This is a genomic window from Bradyrhizobium sp. UFLA05-109 (assembly GCF_054185165.1).
This window is the reverse complement of sequence record NZ_JBBIAR010000067.1, coordinates 1-15,633: the sequence shown is the minus strand read 5'-3', so window position 1 is coordinate 15,633 and position 15,633 is coordinate 1. Positions and strand designations below refer to the sequence as shown.

General features: G+C 63.8%; 13 protein-coding genes. 9 read left to right on the top strand and 4 right to left on the bottom strand.

Going from position 1 to position 15,633, the window contains the following annotated elements; translation table 11 throughout:
- The first annotated feature begins 83 nt into the window (after positions 1-83).
- A complete protein-coding gene (locus tag Q3C01_RS35410) occupies positions 84-899 on the top strand; it encodes an acyl-CoA thioesterase (RefSeq protein WP_458149907.1) in 816 nt (271 codons plus the stop codon).
- 76 nt (positions 900-975) lie between these two features.
- Here Q3C01_RS35410 and Q3C01_RS35405 read toward each other — a convergent pair whose 3' ends face one another.
- The 3 genes from Q3C01_RS35405 to Q3C01_RS35395 form a co-directional block, all read right to left on the bottom strand.
- Positions 976-2,592, bottom strand: a complete 1,617-nt coding sequence (locus Q3C01_RS35405; RefSeq protein WP_458149906.1) for a phosphoenolpyruvate carboxykinase — start codon at positions 2,590-2,592, stop codon at positions 976-978.
- Between the two features lie 299 nt (positions 2,593-2,891).
- On the bottom strand, positions 2,892-5,477 hold the full coding sequence (locus Q3C01_RS35400) for a CHAT domain-containing tetratricopeptide repeat protein (RefSeq protein WP_458149905.1): 2,586 nt from the start codon (positions 5,475-5,477) through the stop codon (positions 2,892-2,894).
- Between the two features lie 71 nt (positions 5,478-5,548).
- Positions 5,549-6,286: a HugZ family pyridoxamine 5'-phosphate oxidase gene (locus Q3C01_RS35395; RefSeq protein WP_458149904.1), complete on the bottom strand. Its 738-nt coding sequence runs from the start codon at positions 6,284-6,286 to the stop codon at positions 5,549-5,551.
- A 245-nt stretch (positions 6,287-6,531) separates the two neighbouring features.
- Between Q3C01_RS35395 and Q3C01_RS35390 the strand changes: the two genes are divergently transcribed.
- The 5 genes from Q3C01_RS35390 (at position 6,532) to Q3C01_RS35370 (ending at position 10,528) form a co-directional block, all read left to right on the top strand.
- Positions 6,532-7,233 (top strand): response regulator transcription factor, encoded by a 702-nt coding sequence (locus tag Q3C01_RS35390; protein ID WP_027520846.1) that lies wholly within the window; start codon positions 6,532-6,534, stop codon positions 7,231-7,233.
- Between the two features lie 102 nt (positions 7,234-7,335).
- On the top strand, positions 7,336-9,138 hold the full coding sequence (locus tag Q3C01_RS35385; protein ID WP_458149903.1) for a stimulus-sensing domain-containing protein: 1,803 nt from the start codon (positions 7,336-7,338) through the stop codon (positions 9,136-9,138).
- On the top strand, positions 9,135-9,659 hold the full coding sequence (locus Q3C01_RS35380) for an HPr kinase/phosphorylase (RefSeq protein WP_458149902.1): 525 nt from the start codon (positions 9,135-9,137) through the stop codon (positions 9,657-9,659). The genes Q3C01_RS35385 and Q3C01_RS35380 overlap by 4 nt, the downstream gene beginning before the upstream one ends.
- Before the next feature lie 132 nt (positions 9,660-9,791).
- Entirely contained in the window at positions 9,792-10,193 is a 402-nt protein-coding gene (locus tag Q3C01_RS35375) for a PTS sugar transporter subunit IIA (protein WP_011090868.1), read from the top strand.
- The gene (locus tag Q3C01_RS35370; RefSeq protein ID WP_458149901.1) at positions 10,190-10,528 is read left to right on the top strand and encodes an HPr family phosphocarrier protein; all 339 of its coding nucleotides are present in this window, start codon (positions 10,190-10,192) and stop codon (positions 10,526-10,528) included. The genes Q3C01_RS35375 and Q3C01_RS35370 overlap by 4 nt, the downstream gene beginning before the upstream one ends.
- Before the next feature lie 141 nt (positions 10,529-10,669).
- Here Q3C01_RS35370 and Q3C01_RS35365 read toward each other — a convergent pair whose 3' ends face one another.
- Entirely contained in the window at positions 10,670-12,295 is a 1,626-nt protein-coding gene (locus Q3C01_RS35365; RefSeq protein ID WP_458149900.1) for a glycosyltransferase family 39 protein, read from the bottom strand.
- 115 nt (positions 12,296-12,410) lie between these two features.
- Here Q3C01_RS35365 and lepA point away from each other — a divergent pair, with 115 nt between their 5' ends.
- The 3 genes from lepA to Q3C01_RS35350 all read left to right on the top strand — a co-directional run bounded on the left by lepA (position 12,411) and on the right by Q3C01_RS35350 (position 15,479).
- Positions 12,411-14,222 (top strand): translation elongation factor 4, encoded by a 1,812-nt coding sequence (lepA, locus tag Q3C01_RS35360; protein ID WP_458149899.1) that lies wholly within the window; start codon positions 12,411-12,413, stop codon positions 14,220-14,222.
- 377 nt (positions 14,223-14,599) lie between these two features.
- On the top strand, positions 14,600-15,121 hold the full coding sequence (locus Q3C01_RS35355) for a hypothetical protein (protein ID WP_458149898.1): 522 nt from the start codon (positions 14,600-14,602) through the stop codon (positions 15,119-15,121).
- 148 nt (positions 15,122-15,269) lie between these two features.
- Positions 15,270-15,479 (top strand): hypothetical protein, encoded by a 210-nt coding sequence (locus Q3C01_RS35350; RefSeq protein ID WP_458149897.1) that lies wholly within the window; start codon positions 15,270-15,272, stop codon positions 15,477-15,479.
- Positions 15,480-15,633: the final 154 nt, after the last annotated feature.

Sequence of the window (15,633 nt, the reverse complement as noted above, 5' to 3'; positions counted from 1 at the left end):
AATCCAGGATCTTTTCCGCGGACGCAGGCTGGATCGCTTCGCTGCGCTCGCAATGACGGTGCGGCAGGTATCGAGGACCAGGAATGCACGCCAAACTCCCGCACCTCTTCGACGAAGCGACACGCGTCAGCGCCGGCGACAGTTGCTGGCAGGGACATACCAGTGACGACTACTGGGCCTTCGTCGGCCCGTTCGGCGGCGCCACCGCCGCGACGATCTTGCGCGCGCTGATCGACCATCCGCAGGCTGCCGGCGATCCGCTTTCGGTGACCGTCAACTACTGCGCGCCGATCGCGAAGGGTGCGTTCGATCTCGACGTGCGACTGGTGAAGGCCAATCGCTCCAGCCAGCATTGGTGCGTCGAGCTGTCACAAGATGGCGGCGAGGTCGCAACGCTTGCCACCGCCGTCTTTGCCGAACGCCGTTCCTCCTGGTCGCATCAAGTGGCTCAGTTTCCTGACGCGACGCCGTTTGAAGAGACGCTGCCCTTTCCCAAGATCAAGGCGTCCTGGGCCAACCAGTACGAATTCCGCTTCGTCGAGGGCGAGATGCGAATCGGCGCCGCGAAGGAAGAACTAGCCAGCACCTATTCGAAGGTGTGGATCAGTGACAGCACGCCGCGCAAGCTCGACATGCTGTCGGTGATGGCGATGTCGGATGCGTTCTTCGGCCGCATCTTCCACGCGCGGCGCGAACTCGTGCCATTCGGCACGGTGTCGCTGACGACATACTTTCACACGGACGCGGCAGAGCTCGCCGTGGAAGACATCACGCGCGTGCTCGCGACGGCCGACGCCAAGATCTTTCACAAGAGCTATGGCGACCAGACCGGCGAGCTGTGGTCGCCCAACGGCCGCCTGCTAGCGACCACCACTCAGATCGCGTATTTCAAGGCGTAGATGCTTTTGCGATATACGGTTCCCAAACAAAAAGGGCGGCCTCTCGGCCGCCCTTTTGGATTTCGGCAGAACGACGTTACTCCGCCGCCAGCTTCACGTCAGGCGCTGCGGCGCGCACCTCTGCGTCGACCTGGGCTTCGAACTTGGCAAAGTTCTTCTGGAACATGCCGACCAGCGCGCGGGCGGTCTTGTCGAACTCATCCTTGTCCTTCCAGGTGTTGACAGGGTTGAGGATCTCGCTCGGCACGCCCGGCAGCGCGGTCGGGACCGCGAAGCCGAAATACTTGTCGGTGCGGAATTCGACGTTGCGAAGCGATCCGTCGAGCGCGGCGGTGAGCAGCGCGCGCGTCACCTTGATCGGCATGCGCGAGCCGACGCCGTACTTGCCGCCGGTCCACCCCGTATTGACCAGCCAGCAGTCGACATTGTGCTGGGCGATCAGGTCGCGCAGCATGTTGCCGTAGACGGATGGATCGAGCGGCAGGAACGGCGAGCCGAAGCAGGTCGAGAATTCCGGCTGCGGCTCATTGCCGAGACCGCGCTCGGTGCCCGCGACCTTCGCAGTGTAGCCGGACAGGAAGTGGTACATGGCCTGCGCCGGCGAGAGCTTTGCGATCGGCGGCAGCACGCCGAAAGCGTCGGCGGCGAGCATCACCACGTTCTTCGGCTGCGGCGCGCGGCCGGTGCGCGAGGCGTTGGGGATGAAGTCGAGCGGATAGGCCGAGCGAGTGTTCTCGGTCTTGGAGCCGTTGTCGAAATCGACGACGCGAGTGTCCTCGTCGAGCACGCAGTTCTCGAGCACCGCGCCGAAGCGCGTCGAGGCGGCATAGATCTCGGGCTCGGCTTCCTGCGACAGCTTGATGCACTTGGCGTAGCAGCCGCCTTCGAAATTGAACACGCCGTTGGGACCCCAGCCGTGCTCGTCGTCACCGATCAGTGTGCGGTTCGGGTCGGCCGACAGCGTGGTCTTGCCGGTGCCGGACAGGCCGAAGAAGATCGCGGTATCACCCTTCGATCCGACATTGGCCGAGCAGTGCATCGGCATCACGCCGCGCTCGGGCAGGTAATAATTCAGCGTGGTGAAGACCGACTTCTTCATCTCGCCGGCATAATAGGAGCCGCCGATCAGCACGATCTTGCGGGCGAAGTCGATCGCGACGACGTTCTCCGACTTGCAGCCGTGACGTTTCGGATCGGCGCGGAAGCTCGGCATATCGATAATGGTGAGCTCGGGCACGAAGGTCGACAGCTCGATCGCCTCCGGGCGGATCAGGAGCGTGCGAATGAACAGTGAGTGCCAGGCGAGCTCGGTGAAGACGCGCGTCTTGATCCGGTAGGCCGGATCGGCGCCGCCATAGAGGTCCTGCGCGAACAGGCTCTTGCCTTCGGCGTGCTTGAGGAAATCCTGATAGAGCGTCTCGAACTGCTCGGCGGTGATCGACTGATTGCCGGCCCACCACATCTTCTTGTCGGTGGTGGCGTCGCGCACCGTGAACTTGTCTTTCGGGCTGCGGCCCGTGAACTCACCGGTATCCGCGCAGAGCGCGCCATCGGCGGAGAGCACCGCTTCTCCGGCGGAGAGCGAGTACTGACAAAGTTGCGGCGCGCCGAGGTTCCAATGAACCCGCTTGAGATTCTTTAAGCCGAATTTGTCGGCGCCGAAGGCACCGTTGCGCACGCCCGTCTCTTGCACGAAAAATCCTCCTAGAACCCGCATTACTGGCGCGATCATCTTTGAGCGCCATCCATCGCGGCCACCGTGAATAATAGGCCGTCCGGCCTCGGCTGGACGACGTAATACTGATGAACGCTGACGTTGCCAAGCTGATCCCGTAGGATTTGGTTTATTCAAGGGCTGGGCCAAAAGTCGCGCGTGCCCGCTCTGAAGCGCGCGCGTCGAAAACGACCGATGATCGCGCAACCAAATGGGCAAATCAGCGTTGTCGGAGATTTTGCAACGCACAATCTGCCACTGTATTTCCAGTGCTGTTTCTATCGTACCGCACCTTCTCCGATCAGCGCGAAGGGCGCCCAGATCGCGGGATAGGCATTGCGCGGTGAGGAGGTGTCATCGAGGTAGGCCAACATCGCGCGCCGCAACGCTTCGGCTCGGCCGAGTCCTGGTTCGTTTTTGAGCAAATCGAAAGTCGATGTGGTCAGCCGGGTGGCGGCTTCGGAATCAACCGCCCAATGCGAGACCAGAAGTGCGCGCGCGCCGGCATAGAAGAACGCTCGCGCCAATCCCGACAGCGCTTCCGCACCCGGCTTGTCGCCAGCGATGGTGTTGCACGCCGACAGCACGACCCAGTCCGCATTGAGCTTGAGCTGCGCGACTTCGCTTGCCGTGAGGAGACCATCGTCGAAGTCGGTCGGCTGATCCGGCATCGAGAGCGCAAGCGAAGGCTCGCCCAATCCCTTGACGTCACCGGCGACGAGGCCGTGGGTGGCGAAATAGATGATGCTGTATTGGGCAAGCGCTGCCCGCTTCAGCGTCGTCTCGCTGGCATCGCGACCGAGATGGACATCGGCGGCGGCGGCACCGACGTCCTTCGCCACGGCGCTGAGCTCGTCCGCCGTATCAGGCAGTTGCGGCAACGCCTGTGCAAGCCGCGCGCGATCGACGCCAGCACCGCGCCAGAAATCGGTATAGGCAAGCGTCGCAATGCTGCGCGCCGCAGTCTTCGTCGCGCGCCGGTCCGCGGGCGCCTCCTGCGCAGGATTGAACAGGGGATCGCCAAAGCCGGTCATTGGCTTGATGTTCTGATCCCTGCGCGCAAAGGCACGCAGCGACTTCAGGCTGACCACCGAGGGCAACACCGAGACCGCCTGGCGCCGCAACAGCCACGCAGCGCTGCGATAGCCTTCGAGCGTCTCCGGGATCGCAGCTCGCGGCTTCTCGGTGACGAGCAGATGAAACGGCAGTGCCGTCAGCGCGCCGGAGGGGACCACCAGCAGGCTGCGCTTGTCCTTTGTAAGCATCTCGACGGGGCCGAGCAGCGTGACATAGAGCTCGTTGGCAAGCGCGAGATCGAACAGCCCCGACTTGCCGGAGGAATCGCGCGCCTTGCCGACGTCGAGCCCCTTACGGAACGCCGAGACCTTTTGCGCAAGCGCGTCAGTACCGAGCGCAATCCGTTTCCAATCGACGCCTTCGCGCGTGATCGCGATGACGTAGCTCTCCTTGTCGACGATGGCATAGAGCGCCATCGCTTCATCGGCCGACAAGAGCGCCTGGATCTCCTTTACCGCCAGCGGCAACGGATTGGAGAGCGAGGCGTAATCCGGGAATTCGACGGCAAGCGTTTTCTGCAAGCTCGCGCGCTCGCTTGCGATCGCCGCAAGGCGCTGCCGGTTGCGCTGCTCGCCGGCCGCATCGCGCTGCACGGGCTGCTTTGACACTGCGGCAATGATCGCCTTGTCGAGCGTGTCGGCATCTGCGGCGAGATCCTGATCTCGCCGCACCAGCTCGGCGAGCCGGTCGCTGCCGGCGGCGAGCCGCACCGCGAGCTTGTTCACGGCCGACGCGGCAGAGGATTGCGTGCCGCGCTGGATGGCGGCAAGCGCTTCGTCCAGCGCCTCGTCGTCAGGCAGCAATTGCTGCTGCCGCGCGGCAAAAAGGACCGGCAGCACGACGCGGAGCTGCGTGCCATTGTTGGCCAGCGTCTTTTCTGCAAGCGGCAATGCATCGGCGGTCTTTCCCGACACTTGCAGGAAGTACGCAAGATTTCCGATCGACGTCACGACGTCAGGATGATCGGGCCCGAGCGCGCGCTCGCGGATCGACAGCGCGCGGCGATAGAGGGGCCCGGAATCGGCGTAGCGCTGCTCGTGCTCGTAGAGCCCTGCGAGGTTGTTGAGCGAGCGCGCAACATCGGGATGATCGGCGCCCAGCACCTTTTCTCGGATCGCGAGCGAGCGCTTGATCGGCGCTTCGGCGTCCGCATCACGGTTGAGGTTGCGATCGAGCTGGCCGATATTGTTCAGCAGCGTCGCCACAGCGGGATGCTCTGGGCCTCCGGCCTTCTGGTAGATGGCAAGCGCGCGCTGGAACAAGGGCTCGGCGTCGGCATAGCGCTCCTGCTTCACGTAGAGCGTGGCGAGATTGTTGAGGGACTGGCCGACATCGGGATGTTCGCGCGGCAGTGTCCTTTCGCGGATGGTGAGCGCACGCTTGAACAGCGGCTCGGCGTCGGCGAAGCGTTGCTGGCGCTGATAGAGCGCTGCGAGGTTGTTCAGCTCGGGCGCGATCTCCACCGCGTCGAGGCCAAGGGATTTTTCCATCAGCGCGACGGCGCGCTTGTAAAGCGGCTCGGCCTGATCGTCGTGACCCTGCGCGGCATTGATTTGGGCAAGGTTGTTCAGCGCACCCGCGAGATCGCGGCTGTTGTTGCCTTTCTCGAGGCTTGCCACCATGGCCTGTGCCAGCGGCAGCGCCTCCGCATATTTGCCGGCTCGGCTGAGCTCGTTGATCCTGGCGCTTTGCGTGGCGAGATTCTGGGCCGTGGCAAATGTGGAGAAGGATGCGCCGAGCGCGAGCGCAAGCCCGGCTGCCAGCGCCAAACGTAAATATCGCGTCATGAAAGCTCTCGTTGCCGACCCAGGCCATATTGCTTGACCATGGGTCGCGGCGAGCGACGCCGCCGTTCAAGCTAACCGCCCTTGGCCCGCGCCTCGCCCGCCAGCTTCACCAGGATCTTGCGCAGCGCGTTGCCATCAGTCACCCGCTCCGGAAACTCGAGCCGCAGCACGACCTGTTCCGACTGCATGTCGAGGCCCTCGGGATCACAGCCAGTGCAGCGCCAGTCGGCCTCGGCTGCATCGAGCAATTTTGTCGCATACAAAGCCATGGCATCGCGATGGTCGGCATTCATGTGCGCGACCGCGCCCTCCTCGGCTTCAAGCAGCTCATCGGCGCCGGCGAGGTCCGTGAGGAACCGCTCAGGCTTCAGATCGACGATACGGCCGAATCCCGCAACCAGATGGGTTCCGGACGGCCTGATCCGGAAGAAGGAAAAATCCTGAAACGAAACAAAGTCTTCTGCGGACGGATGGGCGGCAAGGTAGCGCCGTCGCAGGAGCTCCAGCTCGCCTTCCGTTCCCAGCTCTGCCCGTCCCGACAGCATGATCCGGGCCCCTTCCAGCGGATCGCCAGGGGCGCGCTCGTCCAGCATCAACGAGACCCTCCCGTCGGCGAGGATGTTCTTGGTATGCACGGCGAGCCGCGAGATCAGCAGGATCGGCGAGCCGTCGGGGTGGCTCGCCAGATTGACCAGGGAGCAATAGGGATCGCCGTTGCCGGGCATCAGGGTCGCGAGCGCCCCCTGCCGGGAGCGCCGCAACAGCGATTTGGCGAGCTGTCCGGGGTCGAAATCGGAGGTCGGTTGCATCTGATTCTCTTCGGTTTTCCGGCTTTTACGGGTTGCAAGGCCGGCCTTTTCGGGGTTAAACGGGGCTTGGTTATGGGTCGGATCGCGGCTGCTTCGCTGCGTTTCGAGGAACTTTGGTCACACTTCAGCCCAGCTTGCATTGCTCGGTGACAAGGTTCGAACCCCGGGTTGGGGGCCCATGTATACGGCGCATCTCTGAATTGCTCGCCGTTTTAGATCACGACCCCAACGGAAAGCAGAGGCTCATGCCCACAATCGCTTTGGTCGACGACGACCGCAACATTCTCACATCCGTCTCGATCGCGCTGGAAGCCGAAGGCTACCGCATCATGACGTACACCGACGGCGCCTCCGCGCTGGACGGCTTCCGCACCACGCAGCCCGATCTTGCCATCCTCGACATCAAGATGCCGCGCATGGACGGCATGGAGACGCTGCGGCGGCTGCGCCAGAAATCCGATCTGCCGGTGATCTTCCTCACCTCCAAGGACGAGGAGATCGACGAGCTGTTCGGCCTCAAGATGGGTGCCGACGATTTCATACGCAAACCGTTCTCGCAGCGGCTGCTGGTCGAGCGCGTCAAGGCGGTGCTGCGCCGCTCGGCGCCAAAGGATCCGACCGCCGCGCCGAAGGAGAACGACGCCAAGGCGCTCGATCGCGGTCTTCTGCGCATGGATCCCGAACGACACACCTGCACCTGGAAGAACGAGCCGGTGACGCTGACGGTCACTGAATTCCTGATCCTCCAGGCGCTGGCGACCCGGCCTGGCGTGGTGAAGAGCCGCAACGCGCTGATGGACGCGGCCTATGACGACCAGGTCTATGTCGACGATCGCACCATCGACAGCCACATCAAGCGGCTGCGCAAGAAATTCAAGGTGGTCGACAACGAGTTCGAGATGATCGAGACGCTTTACGGCGTCGGCTATCGCTTCAAGGAAGCCTGAGGCGAGCGCGCCTCTTTCGGGGACATTGCGGACTGACGGGGTTGTCGGTCTCGGCTAAGATGCGGGGACCAAACGCACACAGTCCTAACGCGGGCGTAAGCATTGCTTGACCGGACGCAGCCTGATTCCAGCCTGAACGCCGAGGACGTCGCGTCCGCGGGCGTTCAGGACCATTCGGCTGAGGAGAAGCAGGTCGCGCAAGGCTGGCGGCCGCTGAATTGGCTCAAGCGCGCCGGGCAGTTCTTCTTCGCGCTCTCCTTCTCGAGCCTCACCCGCCGCATCGTCTCGCTGAACCTCGCCGGACTCGTCGCGCTGGTCGCGAGCATCCTTTACCTGTCGCAGTTCCGCGCCGGCCTGATCGATGCGCGCGCGCAGAGCCTGTTGGTGCAGGGCGAAATCATCGCGGGCGCGATCGCGGCTTCCGCGACGGTGCAGACCAACGCCATCACGATCGACCCCGACCGGCTGCTCGACCTCAAGCTCGGCGACAGCTATGGCGGTTCGGACGACTATTCGCCGCTGGATTTCCCGATCAATCCGGAGCGCGTGGCGCCGGTGCTGCGGACACTAATCTCGCCGACCAAGACGCGCGCGCGGATCTACGATCCCAACGGCATCCTCCTGCTCGACAGCCGTAACCTCGAGAACGTGCTGCGCTACGACCTGCCACCGCCATCCGAGAAGCCCGGCATCCTCGAACGCGGCATGACCTCGGTGCGCACCTGGCTCAACCGCGGCGACCTGCCGCTTTATCGCGAGCTCGGCCCAGAGAACGGCAACGGCTATGACGAGGTCGCCGATGCGCTGAAGGGCCAGAAGCGGTCGATGGTGCGGGTCAATGCGCGCGGCGAGGTGATCGTCTCGGTCGCGGTGCCCGTGCTGCGCTCGCGCGCCATCCATGGTGCGCTGATGCTGTCCACCCAGGGCGACGACATCGACCAGATGGTCACGGCCGAGCGGCTGGCGATCCTGAAAGTCGGCGGCGTCGCCGCCGCCGTCATGATCATGCTGTCGCTGCTGCTCGCAAGCACGATCGCAGGTCCCGTGCGGCGCCTCGCCGACAGCGCCGAGCGCGTCCGCCGCCGTACCAAGTCCCGCATCGAGATCCCCGACTTTACCCGCCGCCGTGACGAGATCGGCCATCTCTCCGGCGCGCTTCGCGACATGACCAATGCGCTTTATCGCCGCATCGAGGCGATCGAGATGTTCGCCGCCGACGTCGCACACGAGCTGAAGAACCCGCTGACCTCGTTGCGCTCGGCAGTCGAGACTTTGCCGCTGGCGCGCAACGACACCAGCCGCGCGCGCCTGTTGGAAGTGATCGAGCACGACGTGAAACGGCTCGACCGCCTGATCTCGGACATTTCGGACGCGAGCCGGCTCGACGCCGAATTGCAGCGGCAGGATGCGATCCCCGTCGATCTGAAGCGCCTGCTGACGACGCTCACCTCGGTCGCCAACGAGACCAAGCTCGGCCACGACGTCGCGGTCGAAGCCCGCTTCGAGGGCCGCGGCCCGAGCGACGGCCTGTCCGTGACCGGCCACGATTCGCGACTCGGGCAGGTGATCGCCAATCTCTTGTCGAACGCGCAGTCCTTCTCCGAGCCCGGCAACAAGGTTCGCATGACCTGTCGCCGCGTGCGGACCGAGATCGAGATCGTGGTCGACGATGACGGCCCCGGCATCCGCGAGGACGCGTTGGAGCGCATCTTCGAGCGCTTCTACACCGATCGTCCGCATCAGGGCTTCGGCCAGAACTCCGGCCTCGGCTTGTCGATCTCCAAGCAGATCATCGAGGCCCATGGCGGACGCATCTGGGCGGAGAATCGCGCTGGTCCCCCTGACGCCGACGGCGTGCCCACCGTCGCCGGCGCGCGCTTCGTGGTGAGGCTGCCGGCGCTATGAGCGAGGACAGCGCCAGCGTCCACGCTTCCGCGGTCAGAATAGGAAACATGGCTGTGCTGATCCGGGGGCCCTCGGGCGCGGGTAAGTCGCGCCTTGCCTTCGATTTGATCATGGCAGGCCGCGCCGGGGTGGTCGAAGAGGCCGTTTTGGTGGGCGATGACCGTGTCCATCTGGCGACAGTTGGCAACGAAATTGTAGTCCGCCCTGCCGCCGTCCTGGCCGGCCTGATCGAGGTCCGGGGCCTCGGCATCCGCCGCTGCGACTTCGTGGAGCATGCGACCGTCGGCCTCGTGGTCGATCTCGCCGCGCCCGACGCGGAGCGCCTGCCGCCACCGGAAGCCCTGAAAATCACCATTTCCGGTGTCGAATTACCGCGAATCCCGGTCGGAGCCGGTTACCAGCCCCTCTCCCTGGTTGTCGCTGCCTTGACCACTACCAAGAGTTCATCTTCCGTTAACCCTTCGGGCGATTGTTTGAAGGGAAATGGTAACCATATGAACCCCACTATCGCGACCGAATAGCTCGGCGACCTCCCCTCATCCATCCGTCTAGATTCAGGGAGATACGCAACATCCCCTCTTGCGCGGGGGCTCTGGATGGTCAAAGTGGCGCGTTCGTGCGGCGCACCAAAAGCGCCCGCGAGGAGTTTTCCGATGATTGGTCTAGTACTTGTGACCCACGGGCGCCTTGCCGACGAGTTCAAGGCAGCGCTTGAGCATGTCATGGGCCCACAAAAGCAAATCGAAGCGATTACGATCGGCGCCGAGGATGATTCCGATCTCTGTCGAAGCGACATTATCGAAGCGGTTAATCGCGTCGATTCCGGCGACGGCGTTGCGATCCTCACCGACATGTTCGGCGGCACGCCGTCCAACCTTGCAATTTCCTGCATGAGCCGACCCAAGGTCGAAGTGCTCGCAGGCATCAATCTTCCGATGCTGGTAAAGCTCGCCAAGGTGCGCGAGGAGCGCGCGCTGCCCGACGCAATCGCGATGGCCCAGGAAGCGGGCCGCAAATACGTCACCATCGCCAGCCGCGTGCTCGCCGGCAAATGAACGACGACGCGCCACTCGGAAGTGAGGCCGGTCTTCCTGCGGGAGCGGGCGTGCCCGAAGGGGCGATCTCCAAAGAGCTGCTGATCATCAACAAGCGCGGTCTGCACGCGCGCGCGTCCGCAAAATTCGTGCAAGCGGTCGAGCGCTTCAACGCGCAGGTCTGGGTGACGCGCGGCGGCGAGACCGTCGGCGGCACTTCGATCATGGGATTGATGATGCTGGCCGCTGGGCCCGGCACGACGATCACAGTTTCAGCCAAGGGCGATGACGCCGAAGCCGCGCTCACCGCGATCACCGAACTCGTTGAAAGCAAGTTCAACGAGGAAGGGACGTAAGGCAAGTCTCGCGTGGCCGGGTGAAGCTGCGTAGGGTGGGCAAAGCGAAGCCTGCCCACCATGTCTCCAATTTTTCGACAGAAGTGGTGGGCACGGCGCTGCGCGCCTTTGCCCACTCGACAGCTTGCGGCGCGAGAAGAGTTACCCTCCTGGCGGCGCGATGTAGACGTTCCACGTCATCGCAGGGCCTGCCTTGCCGTGGGTGAAACGGCGCGTCGTCATCACGATCCGCTCGGCGTTCGGCGCGGTCTCCTTGACCCATTTGTCGAAATCGTTCGCGCGGCCGTCGGTCGGATCGAACACGCCGATGAAACCGAGGCGCTTGACGTCCTCCGCCGAGGTCAGGCCGGAGCTCCAGGCTTCGTTCGGCGTGAACGGGCTCGGATGATCGGGGCTGTAGAACGCCATCGGCTGAATCGTTTCCATGGTGCCGGCGACGATTGGCCAGCGCGAGCCGAAGCGGGTGCGCCAGGCCTGCGTCAATTCGCGCGCAAGCTCCGAGCGCGCGCCATAGGTCGCGGTGTTGCCGGCATTCGCTGCCATCTCGCGTGCGGCGATCCAGGGCGAGGCGGCGAGTGTTGCCAGCGACAGCACGAGCCAGATCGCTGTGACGTTGAACAGGCTCGCGCGCTGCACGCGCAGCGCCGGGATCGACACCAGCGCCAACGGCACCAGGAAGAACAGCGAGATCCCCCAGTCGGTCTTCATGTAGATGCCGAAGGCGAGCGCGCCCAGCGGCGGGCCGGCCGCGACGATGATCTGGATGATCCAGATGTTCAGCGCCTGCGAGACGTCGACGCCTGGATTGTCACCGCGCGCCCAGGCGCGGGTGACGATCGCCAGGGGATCCTGCAGGAGCAATCTCCACCACGGCGGCACCAGCGCCATCGCGAGCGCCGCCAGCGCCACCGGGAGAGCGAGCAGCGCAAAATTGTGCAGGGCATAGCCGCGCACGAGCTCGTTGATCTGGGCGCGATCGGTGAGGCTATAGGTGTCGCCGGCATAGGTCAGCGGCACGAAATGCACGCCAGCCAGCCAGATGCCATGCGGGATCATCGCGACGAGGAGCGTTGCGATCGCAACCCAGGGCGCCGGCGAGGCCAGAAATCTGACGCGGTCCGGATGGATCAGCGCGGCGAGGCCGATGGCGCCGATCATGGTCAGCACCCAGTATTTCGTCATCAGCGCGAGCGCACCGGCGAGTCCGAGCAGGACGCCGGATTGCCAGCTCCGCTTCTCGAACGCATTGAGATAGGCGAGCACGAGAAGCGGCAGCGTGACGAGCTGCAACAAATCCGGGTTGTACTTGAAACCCTTGAAATTGAAGATCGGGTAGAGCGCGGTCATCACCAGGACGAGGAACGCGCGCCGGGCGTCAACCACGCGCAGCGCGATTAGCCAGCAGATCACCATGCCGGCGCTGACGGTCACCATCGCGAGCGCATAGGTCGCCCAATCCTTCGGCGGGAAGACCATGAACCAGAGGCCGGCGATCCAGCCCGATAGCGGCGGGTGCTTGCCGTAGCCGAGCAGGAATTTCTGGCCCCAGGCATAGGCTTCTGCGACGTCCATATGAACGTCCTGCGCGGCCTTCAGATTGATCAGGATGAAGGTCCAGATCACTGCATGAAGGACGGCGAGCTGGATCACCAGCCACAGACGGGTTTTGGGATCGGTGGCACTGGCAACCAGCCGGGCCACGAGCCGCCTGGGGTTCAAAGCGCTTTTCGCGTGCGTTCCGGCGGGCAGGATCGAAGTCGTCGACATGGTTCGTTGCGTAGCGCTTTTTGAGCCGCCGTGGAATCAGCTTGGCGTGAAGAAAGGCCCTGAAAATACAGTAATATGGTTGCCGCACGGGGATGTGAGTGGTATCCCGCGCCCCATGACGACCGCCCCCATTTCCAACATCCGCAATTTCTCCATCGTCGCCCATATCGACCATGGCAAATCGACGCTGGCCGACCGCCTGATCCAGATGACGGGCGGCCTGTCCGAGCGCGAAATGGCCGGCAAGGAGCAGGTGCTCGATTCCATGGACATCGAGCGCGAGCGCGGCATCACGATCAAGGCGCAGACCGTCCGGCTCTCGTACCGCGCCAAGGACGGCAAGGACTACATCTTCAACCTGATGGACACGCCCGGCCATGTCGACTTCGCCTATGAAGTCTCGCGGTCGCTGGCGGCCTGCGAGGGTTCCCTGCTCGTGGTCGACGCCAGCCAGGGCGTGGAAGCGCAGACGCTCGCCAACGTCTATCAGGCACTCGACAACAATCACGAGATCGTCCCGGTCCTGAACAAGGTCGACCTTCCGGCCGCCGAGCCGGAAAAGATCAAGCAGCAGATCGAGGACGTCATCGGCATCGACGCGTCGGACGCGGTGATGATCTCGGCCAAGACCGGCCTCGGCGTGCCCGATGTGCTGGAGGCCATCGTCACCCGCCTGCCGGCGCCCAAGGGCGACCGCGACGCCACCCTGAAGGCGCTGCTGGTGGATAGCTGGTACGACGTCTATCTCGGCGTCGTCGTGCTGATCCGTGTCGTCGACGGCGTCATGAAGAAGGGCAGCCGCGTGCGCATGATGGGCACGGGCGCAGCCTATGACATCGAGCGCGTCGGTTTCTTCACGCCGAAGATGCAGCAGGTCGACGAGCTCGGCCCCGGCGAGATCGGCTTCATCACCGCCGCGATCAAGGAAGTCGCCGACACCCGCGTCGGCGACACCATCACCGACGACAAGAAGCCGGTCGCCGAGATGCTGCCGGGCTTCAAGCCGGCAATTCCGGTCGTGTTCTGCGGCCTGTTCCCGGTCGATGCCGACGACTTCGAGACCCTGCGCGCCGCGATGGGCAAGCTGCGCCTCAACGACGCCAGCTTCTCCTTCGAGATGGAGACCTCGGCCGCGCTCGGCTTCGGCTTCCGCTGCGGCTTCCTCGGGCTGTTGCACCTCGAGATCATCCAGGAACGGCTGTCGCGCGAGTTCGATCTCAATTTGATCGCGACCGCGCCGAGCGTCATCTACAAGATGAAGCTGACCGACGGCGCCGAGATCGAGATCCACAATCCCGTCGACATGCCGGACGTGGTCAAGATCGCCGAGATCGACGAGCCCTGGATCGAGGCCACGATCCTCACGCCCGACGAATATCTCGGCAGCGTGCTGAAGCTCTGCCAGGACCGCCGTGGCTCGCAGAAGGAGCTCACCTATGTCGGCTCCCGCGCCATGGTGAAGTACGATTTGCCGCTCAACGAGGTCGTGTTCGATTTCTACGACCGCCTGAAATCGGTCTCCAAGGGCTACGCCTCGTTCGACTATCACCTCACCGACTACAAGCCGGCCGATCTCGTCAAGATGCAGATCCTGGTCAATGGCGAGCCGGTCGATGCGCTCTCGATGCTGGTGCATCGCACCCGCGCGGAAGGCCGCGGCCGCGCCATGGTCGAGAAGATGAAGGAGCTGATCCCGCCGCACATGTTCCAGATCCCGATCCAGGCGGCGATCGGCGGCAAGGTGATCGCCCGCGAAACCGTCCGCGCACTGCGCAAGGACGTCACCGCAAAGTGCTACGGCGGCGACATCACGCGTAAGCGGAAACTTCTGGAGAAGCAGAAGGAAGGCAAGAAGAAGATGCGGCAGTTCGGCAAAGTCGACATCCCGCAGGAAGCTTTCATTGCCGCGCTGAAGGTCGACAGCTGAGGCGGATGAGACCGGGTCCGGCCTGAGGCCTCCGCGGCCCGACAACAAAAAGCTCTAAAACAACCCCATGCACAGTAGCCTACCTGCGTTATGGGTGCTCTCCCCCTCATCCTGAGGAGCCCGCGAGAGCGGGCGTCTCGAAGGATGGCCGCGGGGAAGATGCGGGCCTTCATAGTTCGCTCGGCGATGCGCAGCATCGTCCGGAGACGCGCTTCGCGCTCCTCACCATCAGGGTCTATGACGCAGTAGGCGTAGCCGGCAACGGCCGATATGATGTCTTCCGATTTTACGAAATCCATTTGACACGTCGGGCAAATCACCGGCATGATGGCATCATCGCCGCTCGTGGGTCGGGTGGAGTCCCGCTGGGAGAGACGATGCAGCGCTCGATCAACGTTATCGCGGCCATAGGCCTTGCGCTTGGTGGTGCCCTGGGCATGGCGGGGGCTATGGTCACGCAACAGAACGTGCAGGGGATTCTGTGGGCGATCGACGGCTCGGGGCTTGTGATGGCAGCAGCACTGCTGGCGACAAAATACTTTCGGGCAGGACATGATGTCGTCGCCGGCGGCTTTCTGGTTTTTGCCATCGGCGAGGGTGTGATCATGCTGTCAGGCCCTGCGGCGGGCCTGGCGGGCAGCATCGGCGCGTTTGCCGCCGGCAGCGCTCTTTGGGGGACGGCGCTTCTCCTCATCAGCGTCCCAAAGCTGTTGGCCATGCCAATCCGAATCCTTGGCATCGTGAGCGCCATGCTGTTCATCGTCACAGCGGCGCGAATTTTCTGGGGTGAGCCGCTAGCGCCAACGTCCACACCGTTGCCGACCTACGCCTATCCCGTGCTGGTCGCGACCTTCGCCGGCTGGATCTGGACGCTCTGGCGGGAAACCGACGGCAAATAGCGTTCGGCGTTAGTCGCCGCATCGAAGCTGGATCGTGGAGCCCAGCTTTATTCGCGGGCTGATCGAACCCGGACGGAAATCAGCGACACTATCTTCTGCTGAGTGATCTGCCGCGTCCGCCCAGGGGCGGCATAGGGGAGAGTCTGTCATGCGGAAACGAAACTGGCGATTGATTGCCGTGGGCGTGGTGCTCCTGGCCCTCGCCGTCCTGTTCTTTCTGTCCATGCGGGACATGACGCCCTGGTCCAACGATCCTGTCGTCCTGATGCGCACGGTCGGCGAGGTCTCAGGCACCGTCGGCGGCATCAGCATCGCGATGATCGTGTTCGGACTGATCGGCCGGAAGGCGCCGGCCTGATAGGCCGCATGCCGAAAAAGCCGTTGGCGTAAGCGACGAAGGCTCCGTCTCCCCACTTAACACGCGATGTCCGTTCCGGGTCATGTGTGGACGACGCCCGCGTTGCAAGAAGAATCTGGCGTTCGGCTTGCGGTCGGGTGCAAGTCATGTGTCC